Genomic DNA, 15,785 nt, shown 5'->3' with positions numbered 1-15,785 from the left:
GATGAGCGATCTGCTGCAAGTTGTCGACCTGCACGCCGGCTACGGCCGTGCCGAGGTGCTGTCCGGCCTCAACCTCAAGTTGGCCAAGGGCTCCGTGGTCACCGTCATCGGCCCGAATGGCGCCGGCAAGTCCACCACGCTGAATGCGCTGATGGGCGTGCTGCCGCACAAGGGTCAGGTCTTGTTCGAGGGCGAGGACATCTCCGGCCTCGATCTCGAGGCGCGCGTGATGCGCGGCCTGGCCCTGGTGCCCGAAAAGCGCGAGCTGTTCACCACCATGACGGTGGAAGACAACCTGGTGCTGGGCGGCTGGCGGCCGATGCGCCTCGGCGAGCGGGCCTGGCGGGGCGAGCTGGACAAGGTCTATGCGCTGTTCCCGCGCCTCCTGGAGCGGCGCAAGCAGATGGCCGGCACGCTCTCGGGCGGCGAGCGCCAGATGCTGGCCGTGGGCCGCGCGCTGATGAGCCGGCCCAAGCTGCTGATGCTGGACGAACCCAGCCTTGGCCTCGCGCCGCTGATCGTCAAGGAGATCCTGCGCATCGTGGCCCAGCTGCGCGATGCCGGCGTCAGCATCCTCCTGATCGAACAGAACGCCCGCGCCGCGCTGGAGGTGGCCGACTACGGCTATGTGCTGGAGACCGGCGAGATCGCGCTGCAAGGCCCGGCGGCCGAGCTGGCTGGCGATGCCCGCGTGGTGGAGACCTACCTGGGCAAGAAGAAGGCCTGAGGATCAGGCCGCCGGGCGCAGCTTGATGTACTCGACGTTCAGCGTGACCGTCTCGGCGTAGCGCAGCACGAAGTAGTCGCCGTCGACCACGTAGAAGCGGTCCAGGTCGTCGACCATGTCCGGCGTCTTGTCGGCCTCGAGAGGCCGGCGCATCACCTGCTCGAGCACCATGCGGTCGAGCCGGCCCTCGGGGTCGAGGAAGAAGTCGTCGAGGATGCCCATGTAGATCCAGGGCGTGCCGGCAATGTTGACGACGGCGCTGACGGCCACGCAATCGGGCTCCTCGCCTGGCGCGAAATCGGCGCCGGTGAGCAGGTAGTACCAGGGTGCGCCATGAAAGCGCAGCAGCGGGCTCAGTGGCGCGCCGGCATGGTCCAGCCGCCAGCGGATCACGGCGGCGCGGGCCAGCGTGGGCACGATGGAGGCAAACAGCAGCAGGCTGCCGAAGTAGGCCGCGATCCAGCCGGATTGCGACGCCACGGCGGCCACGGCGCGGGCCTGGCTCGCGGCGTCACTGACGATCAGGCCCAGCAGCAGGTCAGGCTGCAAGTGGCGGCCGCAGAACAGGGCAGCACCGGACAGCCACAGCGCATGCAGCACACCGGCCCAGAGCACCGCCTCGGTGGCCACCTGGCCGAACGGCGAATAGTCCAGCGAGGTGCGCTCGGCACGCTTGATGCGGGCGCGGGCAATGAAACCGGGCAGCAACAGGGCGAAGACGACCAGCGCAGGCAGGGCGATATTCATCGCGGCGCAGGCGCGGGCTCAGGCGGCTTTGGGAACGACGATGGGCTGGACGACGCGGACCGGCTGGTCCTGCCCGTTGCGGATCTGGATGATGACCGGCTCGGCGGCGGCACCCGCCGACTTGCGCGCCAGGTAGCGGCGCAGATCGGCCGAGGCCTGCGGGTCGGCGAGCAACTGCTTGGCGAGGGGGCTCTTCAGCGCTTTCATCGTGCAGTGACTATGCCACAGCGGCCGGCGCGCGGCCCAGGCGTTGCAGCAGCCAGGCGTTCAGGTCGCGGATCTCGTCCAGGCTGACCGAGTGTGCGACCGGGTACTCATGCCATTCGATGTCGTAGCCGAGCGAGCTCAGCAGCTCCCGCGAGGCCTGGGCCCGCTGCAGCACCACCACGCCGTCCTGCGTGCCATGGGCCATGAAGATGGGTGTGCCGGCATTGGCCTCGCTGCGCTCGGCGGCCGTGGTGGCGGCCAGCGGCAGATAGCCCGACAGCGCGACCAGGCCGGCCAGCTTTTGCGGGTGGCGCAGGCCGGCCATCAGCGTCATGGCACAGCCCTGCGAGAAACCCATCAGCACGATGCGCTCGGCCGGGATGCCGCGCTCCACCTCGCGCTGTATCAGCGCCTCGACGATGGCCTGCGAGCGGCGCAGGCCCATCTCGTCTTCACGCGGCTGCGGATGGGGGCCGTAGATGTCGTACCAGGCGCGCATGCGGTAGCCGCCATTCAGCGTCACCGGCATCTCGGGCGCACTCGGGAAGACGAAGCGCACGGCGCCCACCTCGCTGAGATCCAGCTCCTCGCAGATCGGCACGAAGTCATTGCCATCGGCGCCCAGCCCATGCAGCACGATGATGGTGGCGCCGGGGTCTTGCGCCGTCTGCAGTTCGATCAACTCGATATTCATATCGCGTACCAGAGCGCGGCAAAGAAATGGCAGACGCTGCCGGCCAGCACGAACAAATGCCAGACCGCGTGGGCGTAGCGGATGCGGTTGTCGAGCAGGAACACGGCCGCGCCCAGCGTGTAGGCCACGCCGCCGGCCACCAGCCAGGCGAGGCCCGCCGCCGGCATGCGCTCCAGCAGCGGCTGCAGGGCGATCAGCACCACCCAGCCCATCGCCACATAGAGGCCGGTGGACCAGAACGGATGGCGCAGCCGGTTGAACAGCTTGGCCGCCACGCCCACGGCGGCGATGGCCCAGGTCAGGCCGAACAGCGTCCAGCCCCAGCCGCCGCTCAGCACCCCCAGCGCGAACGGCGTGTAGCTGCCGGCGATGAAGACATAGATGGCCGCATGGTCCAGCCGGTTCAGCCATTTCTTGGCCGTGCCGTGCGGCAGGGCGTGGTACAGCGTGGAGACCAGGTAGAGCAGGATCATGGTCGCCGCGAACACGCTGGCCGCGACCACGTTCACTGCTGAGCCCTGCTGGGCGGCGTAGTAGACGAGGATGGGCAGGGCGGCGATGGCCAGGGCGCAGCCCAAGCCGTGGCTGATGGCGTTGGCGATTTCCTCGCCCAGGGTTTGGGGACGGTCGGCAGTCATGGCGCCGATTGTCCACATCCTTCATCGAGCTACAGCAAGACATGAATGGGCACCGGCTGCAAGGGCGCGCGCGGCAGGCCCGGCGCATCGGCCCAGCCGAACAGCTCACGGGTGATGCCGCCGCAGATGCGGCCCTGGCAGGTGCCCATGCCGCAGCGCGTCTGCAGCTTGGCATCGCGCCAGCTGCGGCAGGCCTTCAGTTCGCCGAGGCGCACGTCTTCGCAGCGGCAGACGAGGGTGCGCGCATCGGCCAGCTTCAGGAGCTCGGGGCGCAAGGCGAAGCTGCTTTGCAAGGCGCGGCCAAAAGCGAGCGCCTGTGCATGCTGGCGTGCGCGCGAAGGCGTGCGGCCAAGCATCGCTTCCGCTGCCCGTGCGCCTTCCAGCAAGGATTTGTCAACGCCGCCAATGCCTGTGCATTCGCCGGCGGCAAAGATGCCTTTGACGGAAGTCTGCAGTTGCGCGTCGACCGCGACGGCGCCATCGCGCAAGGCACAGCCCAGCAGCGCGGCCAGTTCGGTATTGGGCAAGAGGCCAAAGCCGACGCCCAGCGCCTCGCATGCCACCTGCTGGCCATTGCTCAGCTGCAAGCTTTCGAGCTTTGCTTCGCCATCGGCCTTCTGCACCCAGGTGCCATGCAGGTAGGGCGTGCCGCGCAATCGCCAGCGCAGGCTCAGGGCTTGTGCCGCCTTGCCCAGGGGCAGTCGCGCGGCAAAGCCGGCCAATGCAGCCGGGCGCGCTTGTTCAACGATGGCCAGGACCTTGCCGCCGTTCGCTTGCACCGTATCGGCTGCCGCGAGCAGCAAGGGGCCGGAACCAGCGAGCACCACGCGCTTGCCGGCGACCGGCCAGCCGCCCTTCACCAGCGCTTGCAAGCCGCCCGCGCCGGTGACGCCGGGCAGGGTCCAGCCCGGGAAGGGCAGCATCCGTTCGCGTGCGCCGGTGGCGAGCAGCAATTGCGGTGCTTCGACACGCAGGGCCAGGTTTTGCGCCGTGTCGTGCAGCACAAGCGCTGTGGGGCCGTCAGCGGCAATCACCGCATGCGATCTGAGCAGGGTCAGGCCAGGAAGATCGGCCATGTTCTGCCAGGCTGGCGGCGGCCCGCCCCGCCAGATCTGCCCGCCGGGCCTGACCTGGTTGTCGATCCAGATCACCTGTCGGCCGACCTTGAGTAATGCGCGTATGGCTGCCATGCCGGCCGGCCCGGCGCCGACCACCAGCACATCGGCTTGCAGGCGCTTCATCATGGCCCGGTCTCCACGCTCATGCCGTCAAGGGCCGGCGTCATGCAGGCCAGCCGCTGGTCGCGGCCATCGATGCGCACGCGGCATTCCTGACAGATGCCCATGCCGCACAGCGGCGCGCGCGGCTCGCCCTGTAGCGAATGGCGGAAGGTGGCGACGCCAGCACGTGCCAGCGCGGCGGCGACGCTGAGCCCGGCTTCGAGTTCGTGGTCCTGGCCGTTGATCGTGATCTTCATGGCGCGACGAAGCGACGGGGTGAATAGGGGGCCGGGTCCAGCAGCGGCGGCTGGCCGAGGCTCAGCTGCACCAGCAACTCGGCGCTGGCCAGGCTGGTGGTGATGCCCAGCCCCTCGTGGCCACAGGCGGTCCAGACGCGCGGCAGCTGCGGGTGTGCGCCTATCAGCGGCTGGCCATCGCTGCTGGCCGGGCGGATGCCGCTCCAGCAGCGCAAGAGGCTCATATCTTTCAGCGCTGGAATGAAGTCGGTCGCATGGTCCAGCATGCGGCTCAGCATGCCCAGGTCCAGCGCGGTGTCGTCACGGTTCAGTTGGCGCGAGGAGCCGATCAAGAGCTGGCCGCCGGGGCGCGGCTGCACATTGAAGGAGACTGTGTCCTCGTCGGTGCGGTGCGCGTTCTTCAGGTAGCCCAGTTCCACCAGCTGATGCTGGACCGCTTGCGGCTGACGCTGCGTGATTGCCAACTGGCCCTTCTTCGGAACCAGGCAGCCGGCCGGCAGAAAGCGCTGGCTGGACAGGCCGCCGCACAGCACAGTGAGCGCGCCCCAGAGCCTGCGGCCGTCTGCGAGAGTCAGGCCTTGCGCGTCGATGCGGCTGACCTCGCCGTGGATCAGCTGAGCGCGCTCCAGCCAGCGCGCAGCGACGCGGGGCGGGTAGACGCGCGCATCGTCCGGCACATGCAAGGCGCCTGTGAGGCCCGCGCGCAGCAGGGGCTCGGCGCGCGCCAGTTGCGCTGGGTCGAGCAGCTCGGCTGCATGGCCTTGCGCCAGCAACCAGGCCAGCTTGTGCGCGGCCGCCGCCATCTCTTCATCGTCGGCCGCAATCCACAGCGTGCCGCAGCGCTGGTGCTCGGCGGCTTCCACGTGTTCACGGGATTCATCGAGCCAGGCCTGCCACAGCTGCATCGAGCGGTGGCTGAGCTGGTATTCGTGTTGATCTGCAGCGCCCTCTGCATCGATGCGTAGCAGATGCCCCATCGAGGCCGCCGTGGCGCCAGCGCCGACCGCGCCACGCTCGATCACGGCCACGCTGAGGCCCTGGCGCAGGTACTCGCGGGCGCAGGCGGCGCCGAGCATGCCGGCACCGACGATCAGCACATCGGCCGTGCGTTTCAGACGATGCCCCAGGCGAAGGGGTCGGCGGGGTCGAACAGCAGCGTCGCGTCCAGCTGCACGTGGGCCCGGCCGCGTATCACGGGCAAGACCTGACCCTCGCTGCCGCCGACCTGGTAGCGGCCCTCGAAGACCGAGCCGATCACGCTCTCCTGACGCCAGGTTTCGCCTGGCGCCAGCTTGCCTTCAGCGGCGAGGCAAGCCAGCTTGGCGCTGGTGCCGGTGCCGCAGGGCGAGCGGTCGTAGGCCTTGCCGGGGCACAGCACGAAATTGCGGCCGCTGTTGGCGGCGTCGCTGGCCGGACCGGTCAGCTCGATGTGGTCGATCTCGGCGCCGCCGGCACCGGTGATGCCCTTGGCCTGCAGTTGCTCGCGCAGGGCCCAGCTGAAATCGGTCAGCGCTTCGATGCGGGCGAGGTCCAGGCTCAGGCCATGGTCGGCGCAGAGGAAGAACCAGTTGCCGCCCCAGGCGATGTCGCCATGCACGCGGCGGCCTTGCACCTCGACGGCCACATCGGCCGCCAGCCTGTAGGCCGGCACATTGGCGATGCTGACGCTGCCGTCCTCATTCAGCGTGGCCGTGATGGTGCCGACCGGTGTGTCGATGCGGTGCTCGCCTGGCGCGATGCGGCCCAGGTGGGCCAGCGTGGCAATGAGGCCGATGCTGCCGTGGCCGCACATGCCGAGGTAACCGACGTTGTTGAAGAAGATCACGCCGGCTGTGCTGCCGGGCTCTGCAGGCCCGGTCAGCAGCGCGCCGACGATCACATCCGAGCCGCGCGGCTCGTTGACCAGGGCGCGGCGCCAGTGGTCGTGCTGCTCGCGAAAGCGGGCCAGGCGTTCGGCCATCGAGCCGGTCCCGAGATCGGGGCCTCCCTCGATCACCAGGCGCGTGGGTTCTCCTCCCGTGTGCGAATCGATGAATCTTGTCGTCATGGCTTCACTCGATCACCTGCTGCGCGAAGCGGCGCAGGTAGTCGATCAAGGCATCGGCCGCCTGCGCCGCCGCCTCGGGCTGGCCGGCCGCGATGGCCTGCGCCAGGGCGAGATGGCCGCGCGCGCCTTCGCCGATGTCGCCCTGGTGCTGGTAGGCATACCAGAAGCGTCGGCACTGGATCACCATGGGCACGACCGCCGCCACCGCGAAGGGGTTGCGGCAGGCCGAGTGGTTGATGCGGTCCAGCCCCTGGTCGGCCTGCATGTAGGCGGCCAGGTCGTTGGCGGCGACGGTGGCCATCATGGCGTCGGCGGCTTCCAGCAGTGCCTGGCGCTGCGGTGGCGTGGCGCGCCGTGCCGAGGTGGCCGCGATCAGGCGCTCCAGCACGCGGCGGGCTTCCAGCAGGTCCAGGTGCTCGGCCAGCAGGATGTCGCTGACCAAGAGGCCGCGGCGCGGAAGTTGCACGATCAGGCCGTTGGCCACCAGGCGCATCAGGGCCTCGCGCGTGGGCGTGCGGCCGAGGCCGGTGCGCTCGATCAGCTCGGCCTCCACGATGGGCGCGCCGGGCCTCAGCGCCAGCGTGGCGATCATGGCCTCGATGGCGTCGTAGGCCTGGTCGGCCACGCGGCGTTTGTCGGCTTCGGGTGCGTCAGCGGTCATGGGAGCGGATCATCCCAGACTTGGCCGGGTGTCCAAGGCCTTCTGGATGATGGCCGTCACGCGCTCGCGCTCGGCGCCGGTAAGCGGCAGGCGCGGGCGGCGCAAATGCTCGTTGCCCACGCCCACCATGGCCTCCGCCAGCTTGATGTTCTGCACCAGCTTGGCCGACACGTCCAGGTGCAGGAGCGGCATGAACCATTGGTAGAGCTTCAGTGCCTCGGCATAGCGGCCGGCGCGCGCCAGGTCGTAGAGCTTCACGGTCTCGGCCGGGAAGGCATCGCACAAGCCGGCGAGCAGCCCGTCACAGCCCAGCATCAGGCCTTCCAGCGCCAGGTCATCCACGCCGATGAAGAGCTGGTAGCGATCACCCAGTGCATTGCGCAGGTCGGTGATGCGGCGGATGTTGTCGCTGGACTCCTTGATGGCGACCAGCCATCGGCAGTCGGCCAGCTCGGCGAAGTCTTCGGGCTTCAGGTCGACCTTGTAGGACACCGGGTTGTTGTAGACCATCACCGGCAGCTGGGCCGCCTCGGCGATGGTGCGTACATTGGCCTTGGCCTCGGCCGCGTCAGCGCCGTAGAGCAGGGCCGGCATCAGCATCAGGCCCTGCACGCCCAGCTTGGCCGCGCCTTCCACATAGCGCAGCGCCTCGCGGGTGGACAGCTCCGACACATTGGCCAGCACCGGCACGCGGCCTTCGGCCACGCGCAGGGCGGTGGCGGCCACCTCCAGCTTTTCTTCCAGCGTCAAGGTGCTGGCCTCGCCCAGTGAGCCGCAGGTGACCAGGCCGTGTACGCCGGCGCGGATCTGGAAGTCGAAGTGGCGCTCCATCTCGGCGATGTCCAGCGACTCGTCGGCATGGAACTTGGTCGTGACGGCAGGATAGACGCCAGTCCAGCGGGGCAGGGTGGGGGAAGTGGTCATCAGCGGGCTCCAGGTATGCTGTAAATATATTTAAAGGATATTGTTGCAATTGCCGCTTGTCAACCGCATCTCCCGCGCTGGCCGGTTCGTCCCGGCGTGTGCGCGTCCCGGACGGCCTTCGGCCCCGGGGCGGTAGCCCTGGGGCGGCCGCATACAATCCGCCGTTCTTCTGCCCGCGTGGGGCAGGTCTTGGCCTGCCCGAAACTGGCACCGTACAAAGGAAATCGACGTGTTTATCTCCAATGCCCTCGCCCAAACGGCCACCGCACCGGCAGCAGATCCGGGCTACACCCAGCTGATCATGCTGGGTGCCATGTTCGTGGTGCTGTATTTCGTGATGATCCGGCCGCAGATGAAGCGCCAGAAGGAGCACAAGGCCATGATCGACGCGATCGCCAAGGGCGACGAGGTCGTCACCTCGGGTGGCCTGCTCGGCAAGATCACCAAGCTGGGCGACAGCGTGCTGACGCTGGAAGTGGCTGCCGGCGTCGAGCTGCAGGTGCAGCGCGGCTCGGTGGTGCAGGTGCTGCCCAAGGGCACGGTCAAGTAAGCCAGCCTGCGCAAGCGGGCGCCCGATGCGCCCGGCCGGCCCGGCCCATGCAAGCCATGGCGCCGGGCCAAGTTTTCAGTCCCTCGAGAGGACGTCACCATGAATCGTTATCCGCTGTGGAAGTACGCGATGCTCGTCGTCGCGCTGCTGATCGGCCTCATCTACACGCTGCCGAACTTCTTCGGTGAGGCGCCGGCCGTGCAGGTGTCGAGTGGCAAGGTCACCGTCAAGATCACCTCGGACGTGAGCAGCCGGGTCGAGAAGGCCCTGGCCGACGCCGGCCTGAAGCCCGACTTCGTGCACTTCGAGGGCACCTCGGTGCGCGCCCGTTTTGCCGACACCGACACCCAGATCAAGGGCAAAGACGCCATCGCCAAGGCGCTGAACCCGGACCCGGCCAATCCGAGCTACATCGTGGCGCTGAACCTGGTGTCGCGTTCGCCGACCTGGCTCGCGAACCTGCATGCCTTCCCGATGTACCTGGGCCTGGACCTGCGCGGCGGCGTGCACTTCCTGATGCAGGTCGACATGAAGTCGGTGCTGACCAAGAAGGCCGACACCGTGGCGGGCGATGTGCGCGCCATGCTGCGCGACAAGAACATCCGCCACGCCGGCATCAACCGCGACGGCAACCTGGTGGTGATCAACTTCCGCGAAGCCGCGCTGCGCGAGCAAGCCCAGGGCCTGTTGCGCGACAAGGTCGCCGAGATGCAGTGGACGCCGTCGCAAAGCGGCGAGGACCTGCAGCTGGTTGGCGCCCTGACGCCGGTGGCCACCACGGCGGCCCAGGAAAATGCGCTGAAGCAGAACATCACCACGCTGCACAACCGGGTCAATGAGCTGGCTGTTTCTGAGCCCGTGATCCAGCAGCAAGGCCTGGACCGCATCATCGTGCAGCTGCCCGGCGTGCAGGACACGGCCAAGGCCAAGGACATCATCGGCCGCACGGCCACGCTGCAGTTCCGCCTCGCCACGGAGTCGCCCGATGGCGCGCCGGAAGTGGTGATGGAGCGCAAGCGCGACGGCAGCATGGTGCCCGTGGGCCTGAAGCGAGATGTGTTGATCACCGGTGACCGTGTGCAGACCGCCACCGCCCAGTTCGACCAGAACCAGCGCCCCGCCGTGGGCCTGCGCCTGGACGACGCCGGCGGCCGCGTGATGAAGGCCGTGACCCGCGAGAACATCAACAAGCCCATGGCCATCGTGCTGTACGAGAAGGGCAAGGGCGAGGCGATCTCGGTGGCCAACATCAATGGTGAGTTCGGCTCCGACTTCCAGATCACCGGCAACTTCACGGCCGAGCAGACCGCCGACCTGGCCCTCTTGACCCGCGCTGGCTCGCTGGCTGCGCCGATGGAAATCATCGAAGAGCGCACCATCGGCCCGACCCTCGGTGCCGAGAACATCGCCAAGGGCTTCAACTCGGTGCTGTGGGGCTTCGTGGCCGTGGCCGCCTTCATGTGCATCTACTACATGCTGTTCGGCGTGTTCTCGTCGCTGGCCCTCGCGTTCAACCTGCTGCTGCTGGTCGCTGTGCTCTCGATGATGCAAGCCACGCTGTCGCTGCCGGGCATGGCCGCCATCGCCCTGGTGCTGGGCATGGCCATCGACTCCAACGTGCTGATCAATGAGCGGGTGCGAGAAGAGCTGCGAGCGGGCGCCGCGCCGCAGACGGCCATCTTTGCCGGCTATGAGCGCGCCTTCGCCACCATCCTTGACTCCAACGTGACGACGCTGATCGCCGGCATTGCCTTGCTGGCCTTCGGCTCCGGCCCGGTGAAGGGCTTCGCGGTCGTCCACTGCCTCGGCATCCTGACCTCGATGTTCTCCTCCGTCGTGTTCTCGCGCGGCCTGGTGAACCTCTGGTACGGCCGCCAGAAGAAGCTCAAGTCGGTCTCGATCGGCACCGTCTGGCGCCCCGACGGCGATACCCCCGCCGCCACCCCGGAAGCCTGAGGAAACAAAGCCATGGAACTCTTCCGCATCAAACGGGACATCCCGTTCATGAAGCACGCGTTGATCCTCAACGCCGTGTCCTTCATCACCTTCGCGCTGGCCGTGTTCTTCCTGGTCACGCGCGGCCTGCACACCTCGATCGAGTTCACCGGCGGTACGGTGGTCGAGGTCGAGTACGCGCAGAGCGCCAACATCGAGAAGACCCGCCACACCATCGAGGCCATGGGCTTCGGCGAAGTGGTGGTGCAGAACTTCGGCACCTCGCGCGACGTGATGGTCAAGCTGCCGGTGCGTGGCGACGTCAAGCAGACCGAGTTGGTGGGCCGCGTGTTCACCGAGCTGTGCAAGGCCGAGAACGGCACGGTCTCGCAGCGCGATGGCGTGTCCGACAAGGGCGAGACCATCAGCAAGCAGGTCTGCACGGCCGGCACGGCCGAGCCGATCAAGCTCTCGCGCAGCGAAGTGGTCGGGCCCGCCGTCGGCGATGAGCTGACGCATGACGCAGCCAAGGCCCTGGCCTTCACCGTCGTCGGCATCATGGTCTACCTGGCCTTCCGCTTCGAGTGGAAGTTCGCGCTGGCCGGCATCATCGCCAACCTGCACGACGTGGTCATCATCCTCGGCTTCTTCGCCTACTTCCAGTGGGAGTTCTCGCTCTCGGTGCTGGCGGCGGTGCTGGCGGTGCTGGGCTACTCGGTGAACGAGTCGGTGGTGATCTTCGACCGGGTGCGCGAGGCTTTCCGCAAGTACCGCAAGCTGAACACCCATGAGGTGATCGACCACGCGATCACCAGCACCATCAGCCGCACGATCATCACGCACGGCTGTACCCAAATGATGGTGCTTTCCATGCTGCTGTTCGGCGGCCAGACGCTGCACTACTTTGCTGTGGCGCTGACCATCGGCATCCTGTTCGGCATCTATTCATCGGTGTTTGTGGCTGCTGCGATCGCCATGTGGCTGGGCGTCAAGCGCGAGGACCTGGTCAAGGTCACGAGCGGCAACAAGGAAGATCCGGACGATCCGAACGCCGGAGCGGTGGTATAGAGTCTCACCCAGAGCAACACAGAGCAGCATCGTTCCGCACACCATGACCGACACCGCCCGCAGCACGGCACTGGCAGCGCACGCGCGGCGGGTCTTTCTGGAGGCTGTGCTGCGGGGCGTGCCGGCCCTGGTGCACTCGCTCAGCGAGGCGGGCCGCCAGTTGCTCTTGATGCCATCCGAGTACGGCGTCGGGCTGGCGCGAAAGGATGGCGTCGGCGCCTGGATCAAGCTGGGCCCGTTGTGGCAGGCAACCCTGGTCGAGGCACTGCGCCAGGCCGCCAGGCCTGGCGCCGGCGATGCCCACGAGGCGCCCACATCGCCGGGACGCCTGACCCTCGTCGAAGACAAGATCATCGAGCGCGAGATCACCAGCTCGCGCCTGGCCCTGGCCATCATGGACCGGGCCTCCTGGGAGTTCACCGACCTGCGCACGCGCCTCAATGCGCTGGAGCAGCACGAGGAACTGCCGCCGCACGACCTGCTGCGCGCCCCCGCGCTGGCGGCTCTGGTGCTGGACACCTGGCACAGCAGCGGCCTCGGCCCCAGCGAATGGTCGCTGTTCCAGGGCGTGCTGCACGACGAATTCGCGCACCTGATCAGCGAGTCGTACCACGAGGTCAATCGCTGGCTGATCGAGCACCAGGTCATGCCCGAGGTCGACCTGCGGCCCTTCATCCGCCGCTCGCCCGAGGCACGTCAAGGCGCGTTGATGGCGGCGCTGGCCGGTGGCGTGGTCGTCGTCGGTGGCAACAGCGCCAGCGGCGTGGTGACCAGCACGGGCAGCCCGCATGGCCTCGACAGCAGCGGCTCCGGCGCCGAGCAGACCCGTTACATGGCTCGCCCGGTCGCCACCGACCAGGCCGCGCTGAGTCCGTACAGCGCCCAGGCTGCCGAGGTGCTGGCCCAGTTGCAGCGCATCGTCGGTCGCCAGGTGCCGGCCTTTGCCGCCACTGTGTTCGGTGAGGGCGATGGCGGCCAAGCGGCCGCGCCGCATCCGCCGTCGGCGCGGCTCAATGCCGCGATCAATCGCGCCCAGGATGCGCTGGTGCGCCGCCCCGAGCCGCCCAAGCGCAGCGGCAAGACGGTGACCGGCGCGTTGGCGCCGGCCGAGGCGCCTGCGCCCCAGGTGCTGGACGAGCTGAAGGTCCGCAACCAGGCCTTCAAGCAGGTGCTCAAGCAGGCCGCCGATTCGCCGGCCGAGCGCGCCACCATCGAGATCGTGGCCATGATGTTCCAGAGCATCCTGACCGAGGAGCGCATCCCGGCCGCCGTGCGTGTGTGGTTTGCGCGGCTGCAGATGCCCACGCTGCGCGTGGCCGTCAGCGAGCCCGAATTCTTTGCCGAGGCCGACCATCCGGCCCGCCGCCTGATCGACCGCATGGGCGCCTGCGTGATGGGCTTCTCCGGCGCCTCCGGCAGCGACAGCCTGGAGCGCGAGATCAAGCGCATCGTGCAGGTGGTTGAGGCCTATCCGGATACCGGCCGCCGCGTCTTCCAGACCGTGCTGACCGAGTTCGAAAAATTCCTCGAGCAGTACTTCGAGAAAGAGAACCAGGCCTCGGCCAAGGGCGTTTCGCTGGCCCAGCAGGTCGAGCAGCGCGAGACGATGGCGATCCAGTACACCATCGAGCTGCGCAAGATGCTCAACGAGGTGCCGGTGCAGGACGGCGTGCGCCAGTTCCTGTTCCAGGTCTGGGCCGATGTGCTGGCCGTCACGGCCGTGCGCTCGGGCGCGCAGTCCGAGGTCACGCGCCAGATGAAGCGCGCGGCGGCCGACCTGATCTGGTCGGCCAGCGCCAAGGTCTCGCGCGAGGAGCGCGCCGAGGTGATACGCCGCCTGCCGCCGCTCCTGAAGACGCTGCGCGACGGCATGGGCCATGCCGGCCTGCAGCCCGAGAAGCAGGACGACCACATCCGCTCGCTGAACAACTCGCTGGCCGCCGCCTTCACCGCCAAGGCTGCCGCCATCCCGCGCGAGCGCCTCGACGATCTGATGGACCAGCTCGAGACGCTGGAGGCCATGCTGCCCGAGGCCGAGGGTGTGGAGATCAACGACACGCTGATGCGCGACCTCTCCGGCCACGAGACCGAGGGCCTGGAAGTGGTGGCCGAAGGTGGCTCGGCCCCGACGCCGGCCATGCTGGCCTGGGCCAAGGAGCTGCAGGTGGGTGGCTGGTACATGCTGGACTACCGGGGCCGCAACGAGGCCGTGCAACTGGCCTGGCGCGGCAACCGCCGCAACATGGTGCTCTTCGTCTCGCCCAATGGCCGCGGCGTGCTGTTCCAGCAGGCGCGGCTGGCGGCCTTTCTGCAGGCGGGCTTGCTGCTGCCGGCGCAGGACGAGGCGCTCACGGTCAAGGCCACGCGGAACGCCTTGGCCAAACTCGACGTCGATCCGAGTCGCCTCCTGAACTGACCACAAAGCAAAAGGCCGCTTTGAAGCGGCCTTGTTGTTTGCGGCGGGAGAGACTCAGTGGATCAGCCGGTCTTCCGGCGCCACGAAGAGCTCGTCCAGGATCAGCGCATCGGGCTCTTCGCCGAGGCTCCAGAACACCATCAGCACGATGATCTTCAGGTCTTCCAGGTCCATGGGCGCACCCGGGATGGCCATGGCGCGGTCGATCACCATTTCGCGCATCGGCGGCGGCAGCACGCCAGCGGATTCGAGGAAGCTGATGAAGCCGACCGAGGGCTCGCCCAGGTGGTCCAGCTCGTCGACCGAATAGACGCGGCGACTGAGCTCGCCCTGCTGGCCATGGTGGGACTCGGCCACGCCGGCCAGGCCATCGAGCCAGGACAGGGCTTCCTGGATTTCGTCGGTTTCGAAGCCTACGGCCGAGAGCTTGCGCGTCAGCTGGGCGTGGTCCGGGCAGGCGTCCGGGCGCCAGTAGGTTTCGTACAGGTAGACCAGGACGTCAAACATGGGCGGATGATAACGCAGCGCTCCCGACCATCTTTTTCAAAAGGGCGGAGGAAACCCCGCTTCAGCAGCCTTGGCGGCGCTGGAACAGCTGGCCCGGCAAACGGGCCACCAGGCCCTCCAGTTCGAGCTCCAGCAGCAGGGCGCTGAGCTGGGCGGCAGGCCAGCCTCCTCTGGCGACCAAGGCGTCCAGCGTGACCGGGTCGTGGCCCAGCGCCTGCAGCACGAGGCCTTGCTCGCCGCCGGGGTCCGATGCGCTTTCTGCCGCTGAGACTGGTGCGGGTTGGGGAGCGGATTTGATCGTCAAGGGGCGTAGCGCCTCCAGCATCTCGGCCGGGCTCTCGACCAGGGCCGCGCCCTGGCGTATCAGCTCATGGCAGCCGCGCGCCAGCGGCGAGTGGATGGAGCCGGGGATGGCAAAGACCTCGCGGCCGGCCTCCGAGGCCAGACGGGCGGTGATCAGTGAGCCCGAACGCAGCGCGGCCTCGACCACCAGGCAGCCTCGGCTCAGCCCCGCAATGATGCGGTTGCGGCGCGGGAAGTTGGGCGCGAGCGGCGGCGTCCCGAGCGCGTATTCGCTGACCAGCAGGCCTGCCTCCTCGATGCGTCGACCGAGCGCCTGGTGGCGGGTCGGATAGAGCTGGTCCAGCCCGGTGCCGAGCACGGCCAATGTCGAGCCCGGCCCCTTCAGGGCGGCTTCGTGGGCGGCGCCGTCGATGCCGAGGGCCAGGCCGGAGACCACGCAATAGCCGGCCTGGCTGAGCCCGAGGGCAAAGCTGGTCGCGTTGTCGCGGCCTTGTGGCGTGGGTGAACGGCTGCCGACCACGGCCAGGCTCTCGGCCTGCAGGAGCTCGCGCCGGCCGCTGAGGTAGAGCAGCAATGGCGGATCGGCCGTCTGCAGCAAGGGGTCGGGATAGTCGGGGTCGCCCAGCGTCAGCAACTGATGGCGCGGGTCGGCTTCCAGCCAGGTCAGCGTTCGGGCGAGGAGTGCGTCAAGCGCTTGCGGTGGCTGCGCCAGCGCTTCGGCGGCCTTGGGCCCCATCAATTCGCGCCAGGCGGCGCTTGAGGCCTCGAACACCGCCTGCGGCGAGCCGAAGGCGGCCAGCAACTGGCGGGCGCGGGCCAGGCCTATGCCCGGCGTCTCGAGCAGGCGCAGCCAGGCTGCCAGCTCGAAACGGTCCATGGCCGCG

Annotated in this window: 17 protein-coding genes; 5 read left to right on the top strand and 12 right to left on the bottom strand. The window is 68.3% G+C overall.

The window, feature by feature from the left end:
- Position 1 precedes the first annotated feature (1 nt).
- The gene (locus J7U46_RS08290) at positions 2-727 is read left to right on the top strand and encodes an ABC transporter ATP-binding protein (RefSeq protein WP_282824622.1); all 726 of its coding nucleotides are present in this window, start codon (positions 2-4) and stop codon (positions 725-727) included.
- Between the two features lie 3 nt (positions 728-730).
- Here J7U46_RS08290 and J7U46_RS08285 read toward each other — a convergent pair whose 3' ends face one another.
- The 10 genes from J7U46_RS08285 to J7U46_RS08240 are packed head-to-tail and all read right to left on the bottom strand — an operon-like array spanning position 731 to position 8,122.
- Positions 731-1,474 carry a hypothetical protein gene (locus tag J7U46_RS08285; protein WP_282824620.1) on the bottom strand — a complete coding sequence of 248 codons (744 nt, stop codon included), beginning with the start codon at positions 1,472-1,474 and terminating at the stop codon, positions 731-733.
- A gap of 18 nt (positions 1,475-1,492) precedes the next feature.
- Positions 1,493-1,681: a hypothetical protein gene (locus J7U46_RS08280; RefSeq protein WP_282824619.1), complete on the bottom strand. Its 189-nt coding sequence runs from the start codon at positions 1,679-1,681 to the stop codon at positions 1,493-1,495.
- Between the two features lie 10 nt (positions 1,682-1,691).
- A complete protein-coding gene (locus J7U46_RS08275; protein ID WP_282824618.1) occupies positions 1,692-2,375 on the bottom strand; it encodes a dienelactone hydrolase family protein in 684 nt (227 codons plus the stop codon).
- Complete coding sequence (locus J7U46_RS08270) at positions 2,372-3,013, bottom strand: hemolysin III family protein (protein ID WP_282824616.1); 642 nt, start codon at positions 3,011-3,013, stop codon at positions 2,372-2,374. The genes J7U46_RS08275 and J7U46_RS08270 overlap by 4 nt, the downstream gene beginning before the upstream one ends.
- 29 nt (positions 3,014-3,042) lie before the next feature.
- A complete protein-coding gene (locus J7U46_RS08265; RefSeq protein ID WP_282824614.1) occupies positions 3,043-4,257 on the bottom strand; it encodes an FAD/NAD(P)-binding oxidoreductase in 1,215 nt (404 codons plus the stop codon).
- Positions 4,254-4,490, bottom strand: a complete 237-nt coding sequence (locus J7U46_RS08260; RefSeq protein ID WP_282824613.1) for a 2Fe-2S iron-sulfur cluster-binding protein — start codon at positions 4,488-4,490, stop codon at positions 4,254-4,256. Before J7U46_RS08260 ends, J7U46_RS08265 begins: the two co-directional genes overlap by 4 nt.
- Positions 4,487-5,587, bottom strand: coding sequence for an FAD-dependent oxidoreductase (locus tag J7U46_RS08255; protein WP_282824612.1), 1,101 nt, complete (start codon positions 5,585-5,587; stop codon positions 4,487-4,489). Before J7U46_RS08255 ends, J7U46_RS08260 begins: the two co-directional genes overlap by 4 nt.
- A 14-nt stretch (positions 5,588-5,601) precedes the next feature.
- On the bottom strand, positions 5,602-6,537 hold the full coding sequence (locus J7U46_RS08250; RefSeq protein WP_282824610.1) for a proline racemase family protein: 936 nt from the start codon (positions 6,535-6,537) through the stop codon (positions 5,602-5,604).
- A 4-nt stretch (positions 6,538-6,541) separates the two neighbouring features.
- Positions 6,542-7,198 carry a GntR family transcriptional regulator gene (locus tag J7U46_RS08245; protein WP_282824608.1) on the bottom strand — a complete coding sequence of 219 codons (657 nt, stop codon included), beginning with the start codon at positions 7,196-7,198 and terminating at the stop codon, positions 6,542-6,544.
- 9 nt (positions 7,199-7,207) lie between these two features.
- The gene (locus J7U46_RS08240; RefSeq protein ID WP_282824607.1) at positions 7,208-8,122 is read right to left on the bottom strand and encodes a dihydrodipicolinate synthase family protein; all 915 of its coding nucleotides are present in this window, start codon (positions 8,120-8,122) and stop codon (positions 7,208-7,210) included.
- A gap of 229 nt (positions 8,123-8,351) precedes the next feature.
- Here J7U46_RS08240 and yajC point away from each other — a divergent pair, with 229 nt between their 5' ends.
- The 4 genes from yajC to J7U46_RS08220 all read left to right on the top strand — a co-directional run bounded on the left by yajC (position 8,352) and on the right by J7U46_RS08220 (position 14,091).
- Entirely contained in the window at positions 8,352-8,672 is a 321-nt protein-coding gene (gene yajC, locus J7U46_RS08235) for a preprotein translocase subunit YajC (protein ID WP_282824605.1), read from the top strand.
- A gap of 99 nt (positions 8,673-8,771) precedes the next feature.
- Positions 8,772-10,628: a protein translocase subunit SecD gene (gene secD, locus J7U46_RS08230; RefSeq protein WP_282824603.1), complete on the top strand. Its 1,857-nt coding sequence runs from the start codon at positions 8,772-8,774 to the stop codon at positions 10,626-10,628.
- Between the two features lie 12 nt (positions 10,629-10,640).
- Positions 10,641-11,675, top strand: coding sequence for a protein translocase subunit SecF (gene secF / locus J7U46_RS08225; protein WP_282824602.1), 1,035 nt, complete (start codon positions 10,641-10,643; stop codon positions 11,673-11,675).
- Between the two features lie 43 nt (positions 11,676-11,718).
- Positions 11,719-14,091: a DUF1631 family protein gene (locus J7U46_RS08220; protein ID WP_282824601.1), complete on the top strand. Its 2,373-nt coding sequence runs from the start codon at positions 11,719-11,721 to the stop codon at positions 14,089-14,091.
- A gap of 54 nt (positions 14,092-14,145) precedes the next feature.
- Here J7U46_RS08220 and J7U46_RS08215 read toward each other — a convergent pair whose 3' ends face one another.
- Both J7U46_RS08215 and dprA read right to left on the bottom strand, forming a co-directional pair.
- Entirely contained in the window at positions 14,146-14,598 is a 453-nt protein-coding gene (locus J7U46_RS08215; protein WP_282824599.1) for a DUF494 domain-containing protein, read from the bottom strand.
- Between the two features lie 61 nt (positions 14,599-14,659).
- Positions 14,660-15,778 carry a DNA-processing protein DprA gene (gene dprA / locus J7U46_RS08210; RefSeq protein WP_282824598.1) on the bottom strand — a complete coding sequence of 373 codons (1,119 nt, stop codon included), beginning with the start codon at positions 15,776-15,778 and terminating at the stop codon, positions 14,660-14,662.
- Positions 15,779-15,785: the final 7 nt, after the last annotated feature.

The sequence above is a fragment of the Pelomonas sp. V22 genome, assembly GCF_030014915.1.
Taxonomy (GTDB): domain Bacteria; phylum Pseudomonadota; class Gammaproteobacteria; order Burkholderiales; family Burkholderiaceae_C; genus JAUASW01.
Note: the sequence above shows the minus strand (reverse complement) of the source record. Positions and strands in the feature narration are given on the sequence as shown.

Coding starts and splice junctions, on each gene's coding strand:
- J7U46_RS08285 (WP_282824620.1), bottom strand. CDS start 1,474: ATGAATATCGCCCTGCCTGCGCTGGTCGTCTTCGCCCTGTTGCTGCCC.
- J7U46_RS08280 (WP_282824619.1), bottom strand. CDS start 1,681: ATGAAAGCGCTGAAGAGCCCCCTCGCCAAGCAGTTGCTCGCCGACCCG.
- J7U46_RS08250 (WP_282824610.1), bottom strand. CDS start 6,537: ATGACGACAAGATTCATCGATTCGCACACGGGAGGAGAACCCACGCGC.
- J7U46_RS08270 (WP_282824616.1), bottom strand. CDS start 3,013: ATGACTGCCGACCGTCCCCAAACCCTGGGCGAGGAAATCGCCAACGCC.
- J7U46_RS08260 (WP_282824613.1), bottom strand. CDS start 4,490: ATGAAGATCACGATCAACGGCCAGGACCACGAACTCGAAGCCGGGCTC.
- J7U46_RS08220 (WP_282824601.1), top strand. CDS start 11,719: ATGACCGACACCGCCCGCAGCACGGCACTGGCAGCGCACGCGCGGCGG.
- J7U46_RS08265 (WP_282824614.1), bottom strand. CDS start 4,257: ATGATGAAGCGCCTGCAAGCCGATGTGCTGGTGGTCGGCGCCGGGCCG.
- J7U46_RS08275 (WP_282824618.1), bottom strand. CDS start 2,375: ATGAATATCGAGTTGATCGAACTGCAGACGGCGCAAGACCCCGGCGCC.
- J7U46_RS08240 (WP_282824607.1), bottom strand. CDS start 8,122: ATGACCACTTCCCCCACCCTGCCCCGCTGGACTGGCGTCTATCCTGCC.
- J7U46_RS08290 (WP_282824622.1), top strand. CDS start 2: ATGAGCGATCTGCTGCAAGTTGTCGACCTGCACGCCGGCTACGGCCGT.
- secD (WP_282824603.1), top strand. CDS start 8,772: ATGAATCGTTATCCGCTGTGGAAGTACGCGATGCTCGTCGTCGCGCTG.
- J7U46_RS08215 (WP_282824599.1), bottom strand. CDS start 14,598: ATGTTTGACGTCCTGGTCTACCTGTACGAAACCTACTGGCGCCCGGAC.
- secF (WP_282824602.1), top strand. CDS start 10,641: ATGGAACTCTTCCGCATCAAACGGGACATCCCGTTCATGAAGCACGCG.
- J7U46_RS08245 (WP_282824608.1), bottom strand. CDS start 7,198: ATGACCGCTGACGCACCCGAAGCCGACAAACGCCGCGTGGCCGACCAG.
- dprA (WP_282824598.1), bottom strand. CDS start 15,778: ATGGACCGTTTCGAGCTGGCAGCCTGGCTGCGCCTGCTCGAGACGCCG.